Origin of the sequence: Oceanobacillus sp. FSL W7-1281, from assembly GCF_037969835.1 — a bacterium.
In the GTDB taxonomy this organism is placed as follows: Bacteria; Bacillota; Bacilli; order Bacillales; family Amphibacillaceae; genus Oceanobacillus; species Oceanobacillus oncorhynchi.
On the sequence record NZ_CP150214.1, the window covers coordinates 698,434 to 716,023 of the forward strand.

14 protein-coding genes and 2 riboswitches are annotated in these 17,590 nt (G+C 37.6%); all 14 genes read left to right on the plus strand.

All coding sequences use genetic code 11. The annotated features are described in order from the left end of the window. The first annotated feature begins 154 nt into the window (after positions 1 to 154). The 14 genes from MKX55_RS03525 to MKX55_RS03590 all read left to right on the plus strand — a co-directional run bounded on the left by MKX55_RS03525 (position 155) and on the right by MKX55_RS03590 (position 17,576). Positions 155 to 1,018, plus strand: a complete 864-nt coding sequence (locus MKX55_RS03525; protein WP_339236083.1) for a sugar phosphate isomerase/epimerase — start codon at positions 155 to 157, stop codon at positions 1,016 to 1,018. A 94-nt stretch (positions 1,019 to 1,112) separates the two neighbouring features. Beyond that, on the plus strand, positions 1,113 to 2,645 hold the full coding sequence (locus tag MKX55_RS03530; RefSeq protein ID WP_339236085.1) for a sugar porter family MFS transporter: 1,533 nt from the start codon (positions 1,113 to 1,115) through the stop codon (positions 2,643 to 2,645). A gap of 38 nt (positions 2,646 to 2,683) precedes the next feature. Continuing rightward, positions 2,684 to 3,880: a Gfo/Idh/MocA family oxidoreductase gene (locus MKX55_RS03535; protein ID WP_339236087.1), complete on the plus strand. Its 1,197-nt coding sequence runs from the start codon at positions 2,684 to 2,686 to the stop codon at positions 3,878 to 3,880. Between the two features lie 277 nt (positions 3,881 to 4,157). After that, positions 4,158 to 5,099 (plus strand): sugar phosphate isomerase/epimerase, encoded by a 942-nt coding sequence (locus MKX55_RS03540; RefSeq protein WP_212928719.1) that lies wholly within the window; start codon positions 4,158 to 4,160, stop codon positions 5,097 to 5,099. Between the two features lie 356 nt (positions 5,100 to 5,455). Then, positions 5,456 to 6,667 carry an MFS transporter gene (locus tag MKX55_RS03545; RefSeq protein WP_339236090.1) on the plus strand — a complete coding sequence of 404 codons (1,212 nt, stop codon included), beginning with the start codon at positions 5,456 to 5,458 and terminating at the stop codon, positions 6,665 to 6,667. After that, complete coding sequence (locus tag MKX55_RS03550) at positions 6,657 to 7,637, plus strand: TIM barrel protein (protein WP_339236092.1); 981 nt, start codon at positions 6,657 to 6,659, stop codon at positions 7,635 to 7,637. The genes MKX55_RS03545 and MKX55_RS03550 overlap by 11 nt, the downstream gene beginning before the upstream one ends. 212 nt (positions 7,638 to 7,849) lie before the next feature. After that, on the plus strand, positions 7,850 to 9,232 hold the full coding sequence (locus tag MKX55_RS03555) for a sodium:alanine symporter family protein (RefSeq protein WP_193062822.1): 1,383 nt from the start codon (positions 7,850 to 7,852) through the stop codon (positions 9,230 to 9,232). A gap of 650 nt (positions 9,233 to 9,882) precedes the next feature. Beyond that, positions 9,883 to 9,983, plus strand: a riboswitch (TPP riboswitch). Positions 9,984 to 10,087: 104 nt separating this feature from the next. Then, positions 10,088 to 10,197, plus strand: a riboswitch (TPP riboswitch). A 142-nt stretch (positions 10,198 to 10,339) separates the two neighbouring features. Then, the gene (locus MKX55_RS03560; RefSeq protein WP_339236095.1) at positions 10,340 to 11,113 is read left to right on the plus strand and encodes an ABC transporter ATP-binding protein; all 774 of its coding nucleotides are present in this window, start codon (positions 10,340 to 10,342) and stop codon (positions 11,111 to 11,113) included. Between the two features lie 3 nt (positions 11,114 to 11,116). Further along, the gene (locus MKX55_RS03565) at positions 11,117 to 11,857 is read left to right on the plus strand and encodes an ABC transporter permease (RefSeq protein WP_339236097.1); all 741 of its coding nucleotides are present in this window, start codon (positions 11,117 to 11,119) and stop codon (positions 11,855 to 11,857) included. A 1-nt stretch (position 11,858) separates the two neighbouring features. After that, a complete protein-coding gene (locus tag MKX55_RS03570; RefSeq protein WP_339236099.1) occupies positions 11,859 to 12,872 on the plus strand; it encodes an ABC transporter substrate-binding protein in 1,014 nt (337 codons plus the stop codon). 260 nt (positions 12,873 to 13,132) lie between these two features. After that, entirely contained in the window at positions 13,133 to 14,137 is a 1,005-nt protein-coding gene (locus tag MKX55_RS03575) for a LacI family DNA-binding transcriptional regulator (RefSeq protein ID WP_339236102.1), read from the plus strand. Positions 14,138 to 14,388: 251 nt separating this feature from the next. Then, positions 14,389 to 15,180 (plus strand): sugar phosphate isomerase/epimerase family protein, encoded by a 792-nt coding sequence (locus tag MKX55_RS03580; RefSeq protein WP_339236104.1) that lies wholly within the window; start codon positions 14,389 to 14,391, stop codon positions 15,178 to 15,180. Between the two features lie 134 nt (positions 15,181 to 15,314). Continuing rightward, a complete protein-coding gene (locus MKX55_RS03585; RefSeq protein ID WP_339236106.1) occupies positions 15,315 to 16,517 on the plus strand; it encodes a diphosphate--fructose-6-phosphate 1-phosphotransferase in 1,203 nt (400 codons plus the stop codon). Positions 16,518 to 16,577: 60 nt separating this feature from the next. Next, entirely contained in the window at positions 16,578 to 17,576 is a 999-nt protein-coding gene (locus tag MKX55_RS03590) for a Gfo/Idh/MocA family oxidoreductase (RefSeq protein WP_339236109.1), read from the plus strand. Positions 17,577 to 17,590 lie beyond the last annotated feature (14 nt).

The window sequence follows — 17,590 nt, forward strand, 5'->3', positions numbered from 1 at the left end:
ATTTAATTATTGCGACATAGTAGATAAATGCATATCAGAAAGGCAAGCGAACAATGAAGCATATTTAAAAGACAAGGAGGAAAGTTTGGCGGTATATGCAGATTTGAAATGTCAGCGCTTTAATTCTATTTAAAACAAAAAGGGGATGGATAAAATGCGTTTAGTTTATGACCCGTCACACTATCGTGATAATACCAATTTAAGAGATACGATCGAAAATGTTGCCAGATTAGGTTACGAATATGTGGAGCTTTCTCCGAGGGAAGATTTTATCTGGTTTAACCAGTATCCAAAAGTGGACAAGCAGTTAATCAGAGATTTAAAGAGGTATTGTTCTGATGCTGGAGTGAAAATTTCATCGGTACTTCCAGTTCAGCAGTGGTCTTCTCCCATCGAGGAAGTAAGGGAAGCAGCAGTTAGAAATTGGAAGCGCTGTATCGAAATCACCTCTGAGCTGGGAGTGGATCTAATGAACACTGAATTTGCCGGAGATAAAACTCGTCCAGCAGACAGCGAAGCTGCGTTTGTGAAATCAATGGATCAATTGATGCCTCTTTTTGAAAAAGAAGGAATCAAGTTAAATATTCAATCACATCCGCATGATTTTATTGAACTGAATACGGAAGCGGTTCGTATGATTCGTGCATTGGATAAAGATTGGATCAAGTTAGTATATTCGGTACCGCATGCTTTCTTTTATGATGATGGTATTGGAGATGTGGAGCAGCATTTGGAGGAAGCAGGCGATTTGCTGGACCATGTACTCATTGCGGATACACTTAATCATAAAGCTGCATTTGGGCTGCGTTATATTATCAATCCGCCAGGTGCTAATGTAACGATTCACCAGCACTTAAACCCTGGTGAAGGAGAAATCAATTTTGATGCCCTATATAAAAAATTAAGAGAAATGAAGTTTGATGGAATCGTGACAAATGCAGTATTTGCTTATCCGGATCGTCCTGAATGGTCCAATGAATTAACGTTGAAATCTATGAAAGAGGGGTTAAATCTTTAATTATTTTTCCCAGCGGGGCAGAAGATTTTATACTCTATTAAAAGAATAAGTTTAGAATCTGTTGGAAGCGCAAACATTATTTTGGGGAAAAGAAATGAATAAATATGGTTATTTTCAAAGTAGCTGTATAAGGAAAAAAGACAGCATTATTGAAACAGCTAAAATTATTCTAACACGATATAAAAGGAGGGAGAACCAGATAGTTATGTTAAATAATAATCGTTCATATATTGTATTTGTCGCAATGGTAGCTTCTTTAGGAGGACTTCTTTTCGGTTATGATACAGCAGTTATTGCTGGTGCAGAACAATCTATACAATTGTACCTAATTGATAGTCTGGGATTGGGTTCATTAGTCCATGGATTTACTGTATCTAGTGCATTAATAGGGTGTATCTTAGGTGCGTTACTTTCTGGATTGTTATCTAATAAAATAGGGCGGCGTAATACGCTTGTTATTGCAGCTATTTTATTCTTCTTATCTGCACTGGGTTCGGCTTATCCGGAATTAATCTTTTTTACAGCGGGTGAACCGAGTCATGCGTTATTGGCTACATTTAATTTTTATAGAATAATCGGTGGAGTCGGGGTTGGTTTAGCTTCAGCGATAGCGCCAGTTTATATTAGTGAAATGAGCCCAGCGAATATTCGAGGAAAGATGGTAATTATATACAATATGGCTGTTGTATTTGGCCAAACCGTTGTATATGTTGTCAACTGGGGCATTGCTAATGGCAGAACTGCAGAATGGATAAATGATACGGGGTGGAGACTTATGTTTGCTTCCGAGCTAGTTCCAGCGGCATTGTTCTTCTTGCTTCTGTTATTTATTCCTGAAACACCTAGATATCTTGCTCTAAACCATGATTATGATAAGGCATATAGTGTCTTGGAAAAATTAAATGGATCAAAACAAACAGCAAGTGAAATACTTCAAGACATAAGAACATCGTTAGAAACGAAAACTGAAAAAGTTGGGTTACTCTATTATGGTAAACGAGTATTAATTGTTGGTATGACGATTGCAATGTTATGTCAGTTTATAGGTATAAATATTATCCTATATTATGCACCGCGTATTTTTGAAAGTCTGGGTGCAGGTCAATCAACTGCGATGCTGCAAACGATTCTTGTTGGAGCTATAGGTATTGTCGTTTCATTTATTGCTATCTGGCTGATTGAAAGACAAGGCAGGAAATTCTTATTAATGTTCGGTTCTGCGGGCTGTGCCATTTGCTTAAGTGCAGTAGCTATCCTTTTCTTTGCAGGAATCGAAGGAGTCAGTACATTAATATTTATTCTAGGGTTTGTTGCTATATTCCAAATGACTTGGGGACCTGTTGCCTGGGTAATGGTTTCAGAGATTTTTCCTAATAAAATCAGAGGGCAGGCTGTTGCGATTGCAGTAATGTTATTATGGACTGCTAACTGGATAGCTTCTACTACATTCCCGCCGTTAAATGATATGTTTGGTCCTGGAGCATTTCTGATTTATGGATTGATAAGTACGTTTGCTTTCTTCTTCATGTGGAAGTTTGTTCCTGAGACGAAGAATAAATCGTTAGAAGAAATTGAAGAGATATGGACTGGTAAGAAAAGTGATGACTTAAAAAATCAAATAAATTAAATATTAAAAATTTATAAAAAGTATAGGAGAGTGTAAAAATGATCAATGGAGAAAATAAAATTACGAGACCATTACGCTGGGGAATGGTAGGCGGCGGAAGAACAGGGCAAGTAGGGTACAAACATCGTACAGGCGCATTAAGAGATAAGACATATGATTTAGTTGCTGGGGCTTTTGATATTGACGCAGAACGAGGAAGAGATTTTGGAGTGAATCTGGGAGTGGATAGTGACCGCTGTTATCCGGACTACCAGACAATGTTTGCTGAAGAGTCTAAACTGGATGAAGGGATAGAAGTTGTTTCTATCGCAACACCGAATGGTACACATTATGAAATTACCATGGCAGCTTTGAATGCCGGTCTTCATGTAATTTGTGAAAAGCCGTTAGTTTTTACTACAAAAGAAGCAGTGGAAATCAAACAATTGGCGGAAGAAAATGGTTTAATTGTTGGGGTAACCTATGGTTTTTCAGGAAATGTCATGCTCCTGCAAATGCGTGCCATGATTGAACAGGGGAAAATTGGAGACATTCATTTAGTAGATTTACAGTATACACATGGTTATGCTGCGACCGGTGATGGAGATAAGAAGAATGCAGCGCAAAAATGGCGTGTTGATCCAAAAATTGCTGGACCAAGCTTTGTTCTCGGGGATCTTTCCACGCATACGTACTATATGTCACAGTTGATTATGCCGGAAATGAAAATCAAAAAGCTATTATGTGACCGCCAAAGCTTTGTAGGAAGCCGCTACCCATTAGAAGATAACGCTTATGTATTAATGCATTATGAGAATGGTGCAGTTGGAAGAATGTGGACATCTGCTGTGGATGCAGGATGTATGGATGGCCAGCGTATCCGCATTGTTGGTTCGAAAGCGAGTTTAGAGTGGTGGGATAGTAAACCCAATGAATTGCGTTATGAAGTACAAGGGGAACCGATTCAAACCTTGGTGCGGGGAACAGAATATCTAGATGAGTTAACGAGCGAATATGAACGTTTAGGCACCCTGCATCAAGAAGGATTATCCGATGCCTGGGCAAATATTTATCTAAGAATTGCCGTAGCTATTGACGCGAAAAACCGTGGCGATGAAGCAACATTAGATAAACTTATTTATCCTGATATTGATGCTGGTATTGCTGGTGTTCAGTGGATTGAAAATTGTGTGCGTTCCGCTGATAATGGCTCTGTTTGGGTTGAATATGAAACAGAAGAAAGTGTACATGCATAATTAATAATAGTCATGAAAAATGAAGAAGCGCATACGAGAAATAGATTTTCATTTAAGTTAGAAAGATGACGTATTTACCTTATGCGACAAGCTGTTTAGGCTATTTCAACTTGAAAAAATATTAGATAGTGCATAGTGATACAGGAATGGATGCTGATGAAACGGGAAGTGGGCGGCTGGTTACCTGCTTCCCGTTTCCATTTAAATTATAAATCATAAATCATTCATACGAAAGCGAAGGAAAAGTTTATATGAAGAAAGGGGATAATAGATAATGATGAAATTAGCGTTATGTACGGATGTATTGGGCGATTTATCTTTTACGGATATGTTGGACAAGGTGAAGGAGTATGGAATAGAAGCAGTAGAAATGACTGCAGGCGGCTGGTCACCTTGTCCGCATGTTTCTACAAATGAATTATTGGAAGATGAAAAGAAGTTAGAGGAATTTAAACAGGAATTAAAGCAACGTCATATTGAAATTGCTGCATTGAATTGCTCAGGTAATCCTCTTTGCCCTGGAGAATTAGGAGAAAAGCATACGAAAACAGCATATCAGACGGTTGACTTAGCTGAAAAGCTTGGTGTGAAAAAAATTGTAATGATGAGCGGGTTGCCTGGTGGCGGTTCGGAAGATAAATTTCCAAATTGGATTACTTCTACTGTTTCGTGGCCTGAATACATGCCTTCTGTATTAGAATATCAATGGAATGAAGTTGCTATTCCCTGGTGGAAGGAATTTGCCGATTATGCTCAAAAGCATGGAATAGAGAAGATTGCATTAGAAGCATTCCCCAGCCAATTAGTTTATAGTGCTTCCACTTTGTTAAAATTAAGGGAAGCTGTTGGGGGTATCATTGGGATTAACTTGGATCCATCCCACTTATTTATCATGGGTGCTGATCCAATTGCAGCTATTCGTCCGCTAGAGGGAGCTATTTATCATGTTCATGGTAAGGATGCCCGGATTGAGAGCAGATTAGCTGATGTAGACGGTCTATTAGAATCGCTTCCGGTTACAGCAACAAAGGACAGAACCTGGAATTATGTAGCGGTGGGCTGTGGTCATGATCAGCAATGGTGGAAGGAATTTTTCTCTAATCTAAGTATGGCAGGCTATGAAGGGTATGTTTCGCTGGAAATGGAAGATTTAACAATGAGTGTAGATGCTGGTCTGCGTACGTCAATTGATTCTTTGGAAGCAACAATAATAAAATAAAAATTATGTACGTTTACTAAAGTTGGACAAACATGCCATTCAAGAACTGCAACATAGTATAGGTATCTGATTATATTGAAAAGAGCTGATTCTTAGAAATCGAGTTGAAAAACTGGATGGATAAGACAGCTTTTTTCCACGTTAGGAAAACGTTCCTGTGATGAAGCAGGATGGAAGTTGGAAAAAAAGCCCTTTGAAATGATATAAGGTACCACGCTGATTAGTAAAAAAGTGAGACTTTAGAATAACTAAAGTGAATATTTATGAGTTATAAAGAAAAGGTATATTTTTAATAAATCTTCCAATTTATTAGCAATCTGCAAACTATTGAAATACAGATGGAAAGTAGGTTATCCATGACAAAATCAATGAACAGGAACAAAAATTTATTTATGCTGGTTTCGTTTTTATTATGGTTCCCGCAATTTATGTATGTTCCTACTTTATCTCCTTACATGGAGCATACAGGAATTCCATATTCCTTTATCGGGGTTATCCTGGGCAGCTACGGATTAACCCAATTATTGTTTAGACTGCCGATTGGGATAACCTCGGACATCATAAAATCCAGAAAGCCATTTATCCTCTTCGGCATGTTTATTAGCATGTTGAGCTGTTTTATTTTTCTAACGATGGACGGAGCTGGATGGTTATTGTTTGCACGTGCGCTGGCTGGACTTGCGGCTGCATCCTGGGTTGCTTTTACGGTTTTATACCCGATTTACTTCTCAGAGGATAAGGTGCATGTAGCAATGGGAAGTATTTCTTTTATTGTCGTGCTGGCTCAATTTCTTGGAATGAGCTTTAGCGGCTATATTGTTGAGGAATGGGGATGGAAGGCGCCATTTTGGATTGGCAGTGTGTTCAGTGTGATTGGGTGGGGGCTGGCTTTCTTTATTTATGAACCAAAAAATAAGAAAGTCTCTGAGCCCATTAAGCTAAAGGGATTAATACATATTATCCGCGAACCGTCGCTATTAAAAGTGTCTCTGTTATCCATATTGGCTCATAGTATTATTTTCTCGACCATGTTTGGGTTTACATCAACTTTTGCGTTACAGACAGGTTTTGAAGCGAGTGAGATTATATGGATTGTAGCTGCTTTTATGGTGCCGCATGCGATTGCAACGCTTTTTATGGGGAACGTGATTATTCCACGCTTAGGAGAGGGGAAGTCCTTGGTGGCTGCCTTTTTGCTGGTAACGATAGCTACTATGCTTATTCCGTTCGCACAGCTGAAGAATATCTTTTTGGTCATTCAGGGATTGCAGGGCTTTTCCTTAGGAATGATTTTTCCGCTGCTGCTGGGGATGTCTATCCAATCGATTAAACCCGCTAAAAGAGCCACAGCCATGGGGGCATATCAATCTATCTATGCAATAGGTATATTTGTTGGTCCGTTTTTAGCAGGAATGGTTAATTCGCAGTTTGGTCTCGCATCTGGGTTCTATTTTGCAGGTGGATTAGGGATGATAGCGACGCTGCTTGTCGCCATTTGGTATAGAGAAAAAATATTTACTCGTCTTTCATTTGGCAATAAGGATACAAAGAAGCATCATGCAATTTAAAATCACTAGTGTTATACGATTGGAGGCAGAAGGAATCATGACAATAAACATTTCGGGTGCACCATGCTGTTGGGGAGTTGATGATCCTAAAAACCCTTATCTTCCAGATTGGAAAGACGTTTTAAAAGAAGCGCATCTGGCAGGATTTACAGGGATTGAGACAGGACCTTACGGATATCTTTCGCTTGATACAAGTGTTTTAAAAGAAGAACTGGAAAAAAATGAACTTACGATTGTAGCAGGGACTATCTTTGATGATTTGGTCTCCGAGGCCAATCTGCCTAATCTGCTTCAGCAAGTCGATGATATTTGTTCTTTAATCACGCAGATGCCACAAGAACAAGCGCAAGATAATCAAAAGTTTAAGACACCTTATCTGGTTGTGATTGATTGGGGCCATGATGAAAGAGATTATGCAGCAGGTCACCCTGAGCAGGCGCAGAGGTTATCAGATGAGGCATGGGATAATATGATCTCTCATATTACCCAAATTGCTAATAAAGCTGCGCAAGAATATGGTGTTCGTGCAGTGGTGCATCCACATGCGGGAGGATACATTGAATTTTCGGATGAAATTTTAAAATTAACGGAAGATATCCCATATGAAGTGGCTGGCCTTTGTTTAGATACGGGCCATTTACTTTATTCAAAAATGGATCCGTTAGAATGGCTGGAAAAGCTATATCATCGTGTAGACTATATTCATTTCAAAGACATTGATATGGATGTCTACCAACAAGTCATGAATAAAAAAATCCGTTTTTTTGATGCCTGTGCGGAAAATGTGATGTGCCCTATAGGTGAAGGCGTTATTGATTATAAAGAAATATATGAGTTATTAGCTGTAAAATTAAAATATGAAGGTTTTATCACGATCGAGCAGGAGCGTGACCCGCGAAATGCAGGCAGCAGTTTAACCGATGTGAAAAAAAGTGTCGCATTTTTAGAAGGGCTTGGGTTTAATAAATAAGTTCAAGCTTTCCAATGTAATTATAATAAAGCGTATGAATAAGGCCTCCCAGCCCTGCTTCATACGCTTTTTACAGTAATTTATCATACCGTATCAGATTACTTTACACTTCTTCATTTTCGCATAGATTTTTAGATGATATTCATGTAAAATAAATACAATTACTGTAATTGTATTTTTGTGAAAAAACAGACAATTGAAAAGGGGGAGATGTGGAAGTGGAAAGTATACAGGCAATAGTGGATACGGTTAATGGTATCGTCTGGGGGCCGATTACCCTCGTACTGATTGTAGGAACGGGAATATTTTTAACGTTGCGTCTGGGATTTTTACAAGTAAGAGATCTACCTTATGCGTTGAAATTAACATTTTCTAAAAGTAAAAATAAAGACAAAAACGAAAAAGGGGATATTTCTCATTTCCAATCATTGATGATTGCTATGGCGGCGACACTGGGAATTGGTAATATGACTGGAGTTGCTTCAGCTGTGCTTCTTGGCGGTGTTGGTGCGCTATTTTGGATGTGGCTGGCGGCATTTTTTGGAATGGCTACAAAATATGGTGAAGCTATCTTAGCTGTTAAATACCGTACTGTCAATCACAAAGGGGAAATATCAGGCGGCCCAATGTATTATATTGAAAAGGGATTGGGCTGGAAATGGTTAGCTGTTTTGTTTGCGTTGTTTGGCTTTTTAGCATCCTTTGGAATTGGGAACATGACACAATCGAATACCGTTGCCGGTTCCTTGCAAGCTACTTTTAATATCAGCCCTTGGGTTACTGGTATCGTCTTGATGGCGCTCACGGCATTAGTTTTGCTTGGAGGAGTGAGAGGAATTGGAAGAGTAACTGCCATCTTTGTCCCATTTCTGGCTTTGTTTTATATAGCAGGCGGACTGATTATTGTTATTTTAAATATTACGGAAGTTCCTGCGGCGTTCGCTGTTATTTTTGAGGCTGCATTTAATCCGGAAGCTGTCGGCGGCGGAGCTATCGGTTTAGCGATTCGATACGGGATTGCCCGAGGGGTGTTCTCCAATGAAGCGGGTCTTGGTTCGGCGCCAATTGCGGCAGCTGCGGCGAAGACGGATTATCCAGGACGCCAAGCGTTGGTATCGATGACAGGAACATTTCTGGATACGATGATTGTTTGTACCATTACCGGACTTGTTGTCGTGATGAGCGGGCTTCATTTGCAATTTGGAGCAGATGCAGCACCTGTCATTACGGGAGAAGCTTTTGACTTTTTCTTGCCTGGATTAGGTAATTATATTGTTGTATTCGGCCTTATCTTTTTTGCTTATTCCACTATTCTGGGCTGGTCTTATTATGGGGAGAAATGCTTCGGTTATATTTTTGGAGATCGAAATACAATTTATTATAAAATCATTTTCTGTCTGGTTATCCTCTTTGGTGCGGTTCAATCCGTGCAATTAGTATGGGATCTTGCGGATATATTCAATGGATTAATGGCAGTTCCCAACTTGATTGCGCTCTGTTTATTATCCGGTGTGATTGTATCTGAAACAAATAAATTTAGAGAAGTACGGAGAAAGGAAAAAGAGGAGGAGAGGAAGCAGAAGCTGGCTGGTTAATGATTGCTGTAATAAATGATAAAGTTACAGTAATTTTCTATCGGACATATAAAGGAAATAATTGAGGGGAAATCAATTCGTATAAAAAGTGACTTCTTTGCATCCATGGAAGACACTTTTTAGGTTTCTCAATAATTGAATTTAATTGCAGCTATAGGATTTATTCGTTCTAAAAGGTTGTCTTCAGGATTTCCAAATAATATCACTTCTCCAGTGACAAGAGTCCCGTTTACAAGAGGACAGCTATATGAGTCAAGCTGAGCTGTTCTTTTTAATCTGTTTTATTTATTATAAAATACCTTTAGAAATAATAGATGCTCCTATCATCATATAACAGGAGTATCTCAGTAAAAGTTATTCTTTTTATTTTATCATACCGTTGTATATCCTATATTATTTCACCAAATTTCACCTGAAAACATATTAAGATAGGCGGATATATCTTTTTTTTATATACAAACAAATCTCATAATTTTAAAAGATAAATTAGAATAATTTGCATATTATAATTTTATATGTTTAAATAGATTCTACTTTAAGTTATTTTTCCTACAGTTCTCTATAGATGTGGCTGATGAAAATAACATTGTGAATTTTAACGTATTTTTAATCATATAAGTCCATTTATGGAATCAAAAATTTCATATTTATATAATCACTAGGGGAGCGATTTTTATCGCTGAGAAAGGAAACTTGACTCTTATAACCTGATTTAGTTAAGACTAACGTAGGGAAGTGATGACTTACTTAAGTAGATAATAATCTAGTTATGTATTCATTTCCCATTCATCTGTATTCGTTGAATGGGTTTTTTAATGCTTATGTCATAAATTCAATAAAAAAGATACCAATTTAATAAGAATGTAGGGGGACCAGTGTTGCTGGTTGAGATACTATCCGTAAGATATAGACCCTTAGAACCTGATCTGGTTGAGACCAGCGTAGGGAACATGCAAAGTAATTTCTATCATAAGGAAATGTATGTACCCTGGGCTTCATGTCTGGGGTATTTTTTATTTGGAAGGAGGGATGCATTTTCGATTAGCTGATGATTGCTTTTAAGACATAATAATACACTCTTTGTTAGAAAGAAGGTGAGAACGAAGGATGAGAGAACAAAATAAAAAAATAGCTCTTCGGTTTCAAAACGTCAATTTTTATTACAAAAATGGTGCAGGGAAAATTCCTATATTAAAAAATATGAATCTTTCTGTTGCGGATGGTGAATTTGTAAGCATTATCGGTGCGAGTGGGTCCGGCAAGTCGACAATTTTCCGTCTAATTGTCGGATTGGAGGAACTGAATAGCGGAACTATCTATTTAAACGAGGATCCAGTAACCAATCGTTCTGGAAAAGTTGGTTATATGCCTCAACAGGATTTATTGATGCCATGGCGGACTGTTCAACAAAATGCAGCTCTTCCATTGGAACTGCAAAAGGAAAATCATCTCGATAGAAGAACTGTTCAAAACTTGCTGGAGGCCTTTGGGTTAAAAGGATACGAGAATAAATACCCTCATGAATTATCTGGGGGGATGCGGCAACGGGTTTCCTTTTTAAGAGCCACGTTATCCGGTTCTAATGTGTTGTTGTTGGACGAACCTTTTTCAGCCTTAGATGCAATGACCAGGTTATATATGCAGGAATGGTTATTAGAACAGTGGGAACAACAGCAATCTACTATTTTGTTTATAACACATGATATTTCAGAAGCATTATTTTTGTCTGACCGCATTTTCGTCATTACGGATACCCCATTTACAACATTAAAAGAAATTAAAGTACCTTTAGAACGTCCAAGACGACAATACGATTTAGATAAAGAGGAAGTGACGGAGCTAAAAAATGATTTACTAGATCAGTTTCGGATGAGGGTGTAATGCATGAAAAATTATCTTTATTCTATTATTTTAATCACAATCTTTTTGCTTATATGGGAAGCGGGAGCGGGGTTTGTCGCTACATCATTTATTTTGCCAGCGCCAACCGAAATCGTGATAAAGCTATGGGAATTAAAAACAGAGCTCTTGTTGCATCATCTTCCTATGACGCTTGCTGTTATTATCATTGGTCTTGGGATTTCATTGGTACTGGGAGTTGCTTTAGCAATAAGCATGAATCTATCTAAAACATTACAACAAGCGATTTATCCTATTTTAATTGCATCACAAACTATTCCTATTATTGCATTGGCGCCCATTTTTGTACTTTGGTTCGGTTATTCCATCTGGAGTAAAGTTATCGTTACAATTATCATTACCTTTTTTCCAATTACCGTCAGTACTTTCGATGGTTTTCGATCAACAAGTAAAGAGCTGAAAGAATTATTTCAAACATTAGGTGCATCTAAAAGACATCTTTTTTTCAAATTAGAAGTCCCATCCGCACTGCCTTCTTTTTTTTCAGGGCTAAAAGTAGCGGTGCCAATGAGCGTGATTGGAGCGGCAATTGGAGAGTGGCTGGGTGCACAAGCTGGTTTAGGGTATTTTAGTCGTCGGATGATGACACAGTTTAATGGAGCGGGTGTATTTGCTCCGATTGTCCTTCTTTCTTTGATTGGAATTTTATTGTTTATTACTGTTGTTTTATTAGAAAAATATATATTGAAATGGAGAAGACCTTAATATGAAAAAATTATCAATAATAGTTGGTATTCTAATAAGCTTTATTAGTTTAAGTGCTTGTGGAAATGAAAAGGAAGAATCGATAGCAGACGTCAATATAAACGTAAAAGAAACAAATACCGTTTCTATTATGCTTGATTGGTATCCGAATGCTGTACATAGTTATCTGTACGTAGCAGAAGAGAAAGGGTATTTTGAAGAAGAGGGAATCGATGTTGATATTCAATTTCCGGCAAATCCAACTGACCCGCTGTCGCTTGCGGCTTCAGGCAATGTGACGATGGGATTATATTACCAGCCCGATGTGATTGCAGCAAGAGCAAATGAAAATATCCCTGTTAAATCCGTGGCTGCTATTGTTCGAGAGCCCTTAAATCACATTGTTTACCGTTCTGATGATCCGGTGAGTTCCCCAAAAGAATTAGAAGGGAAGCAGGTAGGTTATCCTGGAATTCCTGTTAATGAAGCAATTGTTAAAACCGTTGTTGAACATGACGGCGGAGATTATGAAAAAGTAGATATGATGAATGTGGAATTTGAATTAGGTTCTTCCCTTATTTCTGAGCAGGTTGATGCTGTAAGTGGTATGTATGTAAACCATGAAGTGCCGGTTCTGCGCAGTGAGGGCTATGAGATTGATTTTATTAATCCAGTAGATTACGGGGTTCCTCGCTTTTATGAAATTGTCGCTGTTACCAGTGACGAGACATGGGAAGAGGAGCAGGAAAATATTAAAGCATTTTGGCGGGCTGCACGAAAAGGATATGATTTCATGATTGAAAATGAAGAAGAGGCACTGCAAATCCTGCTTGATCATCAGGATGAAGGAAACTTTCCCTTAGAAAAAGAAATAGAAGCAGAAAGCTTATCTATTCTATTACCAAAAATGGAATCAGAGCAAGGCTTTGGAGTACAGGAAAAAGCTTCATGGGAAGATACAGCAAAATGGTTAAAGGAGTATGGAGTAATTAAAGAAATTCCAAACATCAATGATATATTTGTCAATATTGAATAATAATTATTGTTTTTTGAGGAAAGCCATTATTGACAGTAAATGATTCAATTGAAGAAAAAAGAGTTATTAAACGAGAATGTCAACAAAAACTTATATAAATCGAGTGCAGTTCTCTCTTATGAAAGTTTTAAAATCCAGTTATACCATGTATAATGGGGCTATAAACATAAAGTCAATGGATACAATATATTAAATAGACTATAAAATAGCGCTTAAATAAATGAAAAGGAATTAGTGAAATGGGAAGAGGGACTGGTAGGATGAAAGTGACGATATACGACGTAGCAAAGGAAGCAAATGTATCGATAGCAACTGTTTCAAATGTCATCAATAAAAAAGGGAGGATTGGTGAAAAAACAAGAAAACGGGTTTACGAGGCAATGGAAGCATTGAATTATGAGCCCAATGTAATCGCATCTGCATTAATGGGGAAGCAAACAAAAACAATTGGTCTACTTATTCCTGATTTAGCTAATCCTTTTTTTTCAGAGCTGGCAAGAAGTATTGAAGACCGCAGTCATGAGCTTGGCTATAATATTGTAATTTGCAGTACAGATTATCAGGAAGATAAAGAGAATAAATATATCGGCTTATTAAAACAAAAAAGAGTAGACGGCTTTATATTTGCATCTGGTTTTGAAAAACTGACAAGAGTGGAAGAATTAATGAAAGAAGATATCCCCATAGCTATTGTAGCTAGAGATTATCCAAATTTTTCGGTTAATGCTGTCGTAATTGACGATTATATGGGCGGTTATATAGCTGCGGAACATTTAATTGAGAAAGGCCATAAGAAAATCAGTGTGGTTGCAGTGGATATATATAGTAACCGGGAAAGAATACGCGGTTTTAAAGATGCTCTGTCCAAGCATCATTTGCAAATCGCCCAAGAAATTGATTTTATCGGAGAAATAGAAAAAAATCATATGGATGTCGGCAGAAAAGTGGCGGAGAGATATCTCCAATGTGAAGATAGAGCCACTGCTATGTTTGCTTGTAATGATTTATTGGCAATTGGAGCCATTCAAGCGGCGAAACAAGCAGGTTTAAAAGTACCGGAGGATTTGTCTGTTGTCGGGTTCGATAATACGAATATAGCATCAATTGTTGACCCGCCATTAACCACTGTTTCACAGCCTATACAATTAATGGGACGAGAAGTGATGGATTTAATTATCTCTGTGTTTAAAGGAGAAAGAGAGGATAATGTACGTGTGACATTGACACCTACATTAGTTGAAAGAGAATCAACAAGTGAATTATAAATATCAAAAAATGAATGCAGCAAGAAGCTTTATTCATTTTTTGATTGACTTATTGTGCTCTAATGAATACAATAGAAATATAAAATATGGATAAAGCGCTTAATCAAAAAGGCGAGGGATTATACAAATAGCTTGCATCGCAATGATATGTATTTCTTGGCTGCAAATAGAATCCTCATTAAAATTGGAAACGCTTTATTTAAGGAGGGCTAATTATTAATAGAAATAAAATCGGGATTTGTCTATGGTCCTTGCCAATTGAAGGTCCTTATGGCTGTAAATTAGCTGCTGATTTGGGATTAGAAGGTATCCAGCTGGAATTGGGTTCATACGAAAAGAATTTCCCTTTATCAAAAAAGAGTGTTCAAGAAGCATATCTTGAAGCGGCAGAGAAGTATAATATTACCTATCCATCGATCGCGGTAAGGGTTACAGATGATTATAGTATTACTGATTCAGATGAATCAAAGAGCAGGAAAATTATAATGGAAGCAGTCGAAAAAGGGATTGATACTGCAAAAGCAATGAATATCCCGGTGGTGATGATACCTACCTTTGAAAAAAGCGAGATAAGAACAACTTCTGATTTCCAAAAGGTCGTAGAAGTATTTAAACATATATGTGATTATGGCTTAGAAAAAGGAATTACAATAGCTTCTGAAAACGCACTTTCTGCAGCTCAAACACAAGAATTATTTGAAAGAGTAGGTAAGCCTAATTTACAGCTTTATTTTGACACACAGAATTACTATTTAAATAAAGGCTATGAAACTCCCAAAATGATTAAAGAGTTAATTCCTTTGTTTTGCAATCAGCTTCATGTAAAAGATGGAAAAGATAAAGATCTGAGCGGTGCTTTACTAGGAGAAGGAGATACCGATTTTTATGAATCTATAAAGGAGTTAAAGAAACATCGTTATTCTGGCTGGTATATTATAGAGAATTATTATAATCAAAAGCCATTATCATCACTTCATGATGACCCGGTAGAAATCTTAAAAAAAGATGTTGGCATACTTAAAGAAGCGATTAAAAATCATTAATTTTTAACCGCCGCATCTATATTAATAATAAAAAATGAAGAAATAGCATTGACTTATTTGGTTTTAGTGAATAAAATGGATACTATAACCATAAGGTGAAGCGCTTAATCAAAATATGAGAAGGGGAGAAATAAGTGTCTTTTAATACAATGATTGTTCAATCTGGCGGTCCGACAGCTGTTATTAATAATTCATTAATCGGTATAGTAGATGGTTTAACCAGTCATTCATTCGATGGAGAAATCTATGGGGCTGTCGGTGGGATTTATGGTCTATTACATGAAGATTTTATTTCTTTATCTTCTTTATCAGCCAGAGAACGTTACCAATTACGTTGGACCCCTGGGGCAGCACTTGGAACCTGGCGTCATAAATTGGTAGAAACAGACTTAGAAAAGATTATGCAGGTTTTAAAAAAGAATCAAATCAGATATTTCTTCTACATTGGCGGTAATGGTTCCATGAATGTTGCAAAAATGGTAGATGATGCTGCAAAACACGCAGGCTATGAACTAACCGTTATTGGCGTTCCAAAGTCCATTGATAACGATTTGCTTGGGACGGATCACACTCCAGGGTATGGGAGTACAGCGAAATTTCTGGCTACATCCGTGCTTGATGTCAATATGGATATGATCAGTTATCCAGAAAGTAATGGAGTTACTATTATTGAGACGATGGGAAGGCATACTGGCTGGCTTGCCGGTGCTTGCTCTTTAGCTGAAGATTATTTACAGGGAAACAGTCAATTATTGATTTATATTCCAGAAGTTCCTTTTCATATAGAAAAATGTTTAGAAAAACTCACCAATGCCTACAAGGAAAAAAGAAATACGATACTTGTTGCAGCAGAAGGGATTCGAAAAGAAAATGGACAGCTGGTATGTGACGATTTGGCTTATGATGCATTAGGGAGACCTAAATTAGGAGGGGTATCTTCTTATTTAAAAGATACCATTGAAGAACAGGCTGATATCAAAGCGCGCTATATAACAGCCAGCGTGTGGCAAAGAAGCAGTATGACACTTGCTTCGAAAACAGATGTAGATGAAGCTTACAAACTGGGAATTCATGCCGTTTTATTGGCACATGCTGCGTACAGCGGTGTTATGGTAGGGTTGAAGAGAGAGGAAAGTGACGAGGATTACTATGTTTCCTATCAAAAGGTACCTTTATCCCAGGTAGTTGGCAAAGAAAAGTTTATTCCGGAAAATTGGTATAATCAGAAAGAAAATACAATGAAAAAGGAATTTAAATCCTATGCTTCTCCAATTATTCAAGGAGAGATGGTTGTTCCTATGAAGGAAGGCCTTCCAATTTATCAACGAGTTATTTAATATTTTTGTCGTATGATAAAGCGCTTAAACGTAAATGATTCGAGGAAAGGTAGTGATGAAATGAAAAAGGTACGCTGTGCTGTTATCGGTGTGGGCAGGCTGGGTATTGTTCACGCAAAAAATATTGAAACTGGCGTTAAAGGAGCAGAAGTGGTTGCTGTTGCAGCTTCGAGAATAGAAAGTGCTAAGAGAGCAGCTGTTGAGCTGGGGATTTCCCGATGGACGAATGATTTAAAGGAAATATTTGAAGATGAAAATATTGATGCAGTCATTATCGTAACTCCAACGAATACACATGCGGATTTAATTATTCAAGCAGCAAGAAGCAAGAAACATATTTTTGTAGATAAACCGGTGACAGAAACGCTGGAGCAGGCATCTGAGGTAATCAAAGAAGTGAAAGAAAACGGTGTATACTGTCAGGTTGGCTTTATGAGAAGGTTTGACCCGGCCTACGTGGCTGCGAAATCTCGTATTGTAAATGGAGATATTGGTCAGCCGTTATATTTTAAAGGAATAAGCAGAGATCCAGGCTCCCCGCCGGAGTCTTTTATCAAAACTAGCGGAGGTATTTTTATAGATTTAAATATTCATGAATACGATATTGCGAGATTTTTAATTGGAGATGAAGTGAAATCCGTGCAATCATTTGGAGAAGTGCTCGTCCATCCTTTTATGAAGAAGTATGAAGATGTAGACCAGTCTATTTCGGTACTAAATTTCCAGAATAAAGCGGTCGCACAGATAGAAGGAAGCAGAAATTCCAGCTTTGGCTACGATGTTCGCGGTGAGGTGGTTGGTACAGAAGGGTCTATTCAAATTGGTTCTCTGCAGCATCATAACAATATTATATTACAAGACAACAAAAGCTATCATGATAATATTCCTGATTTTATCACAAAATTTGAAGACGCTTTCTTGGAAGAAGTAAAGCATTTTATTGAATGTATTCAAAATCAAGTGAAACCTATCGTGGATGAAGTGGATGGAAAAAAATCTTTAGAAGTATCTATTGCGGCGACAGAGTCATTTAAAAAGCAAGAGATTGTTTATTTATAAGAGGAGGAATGAAA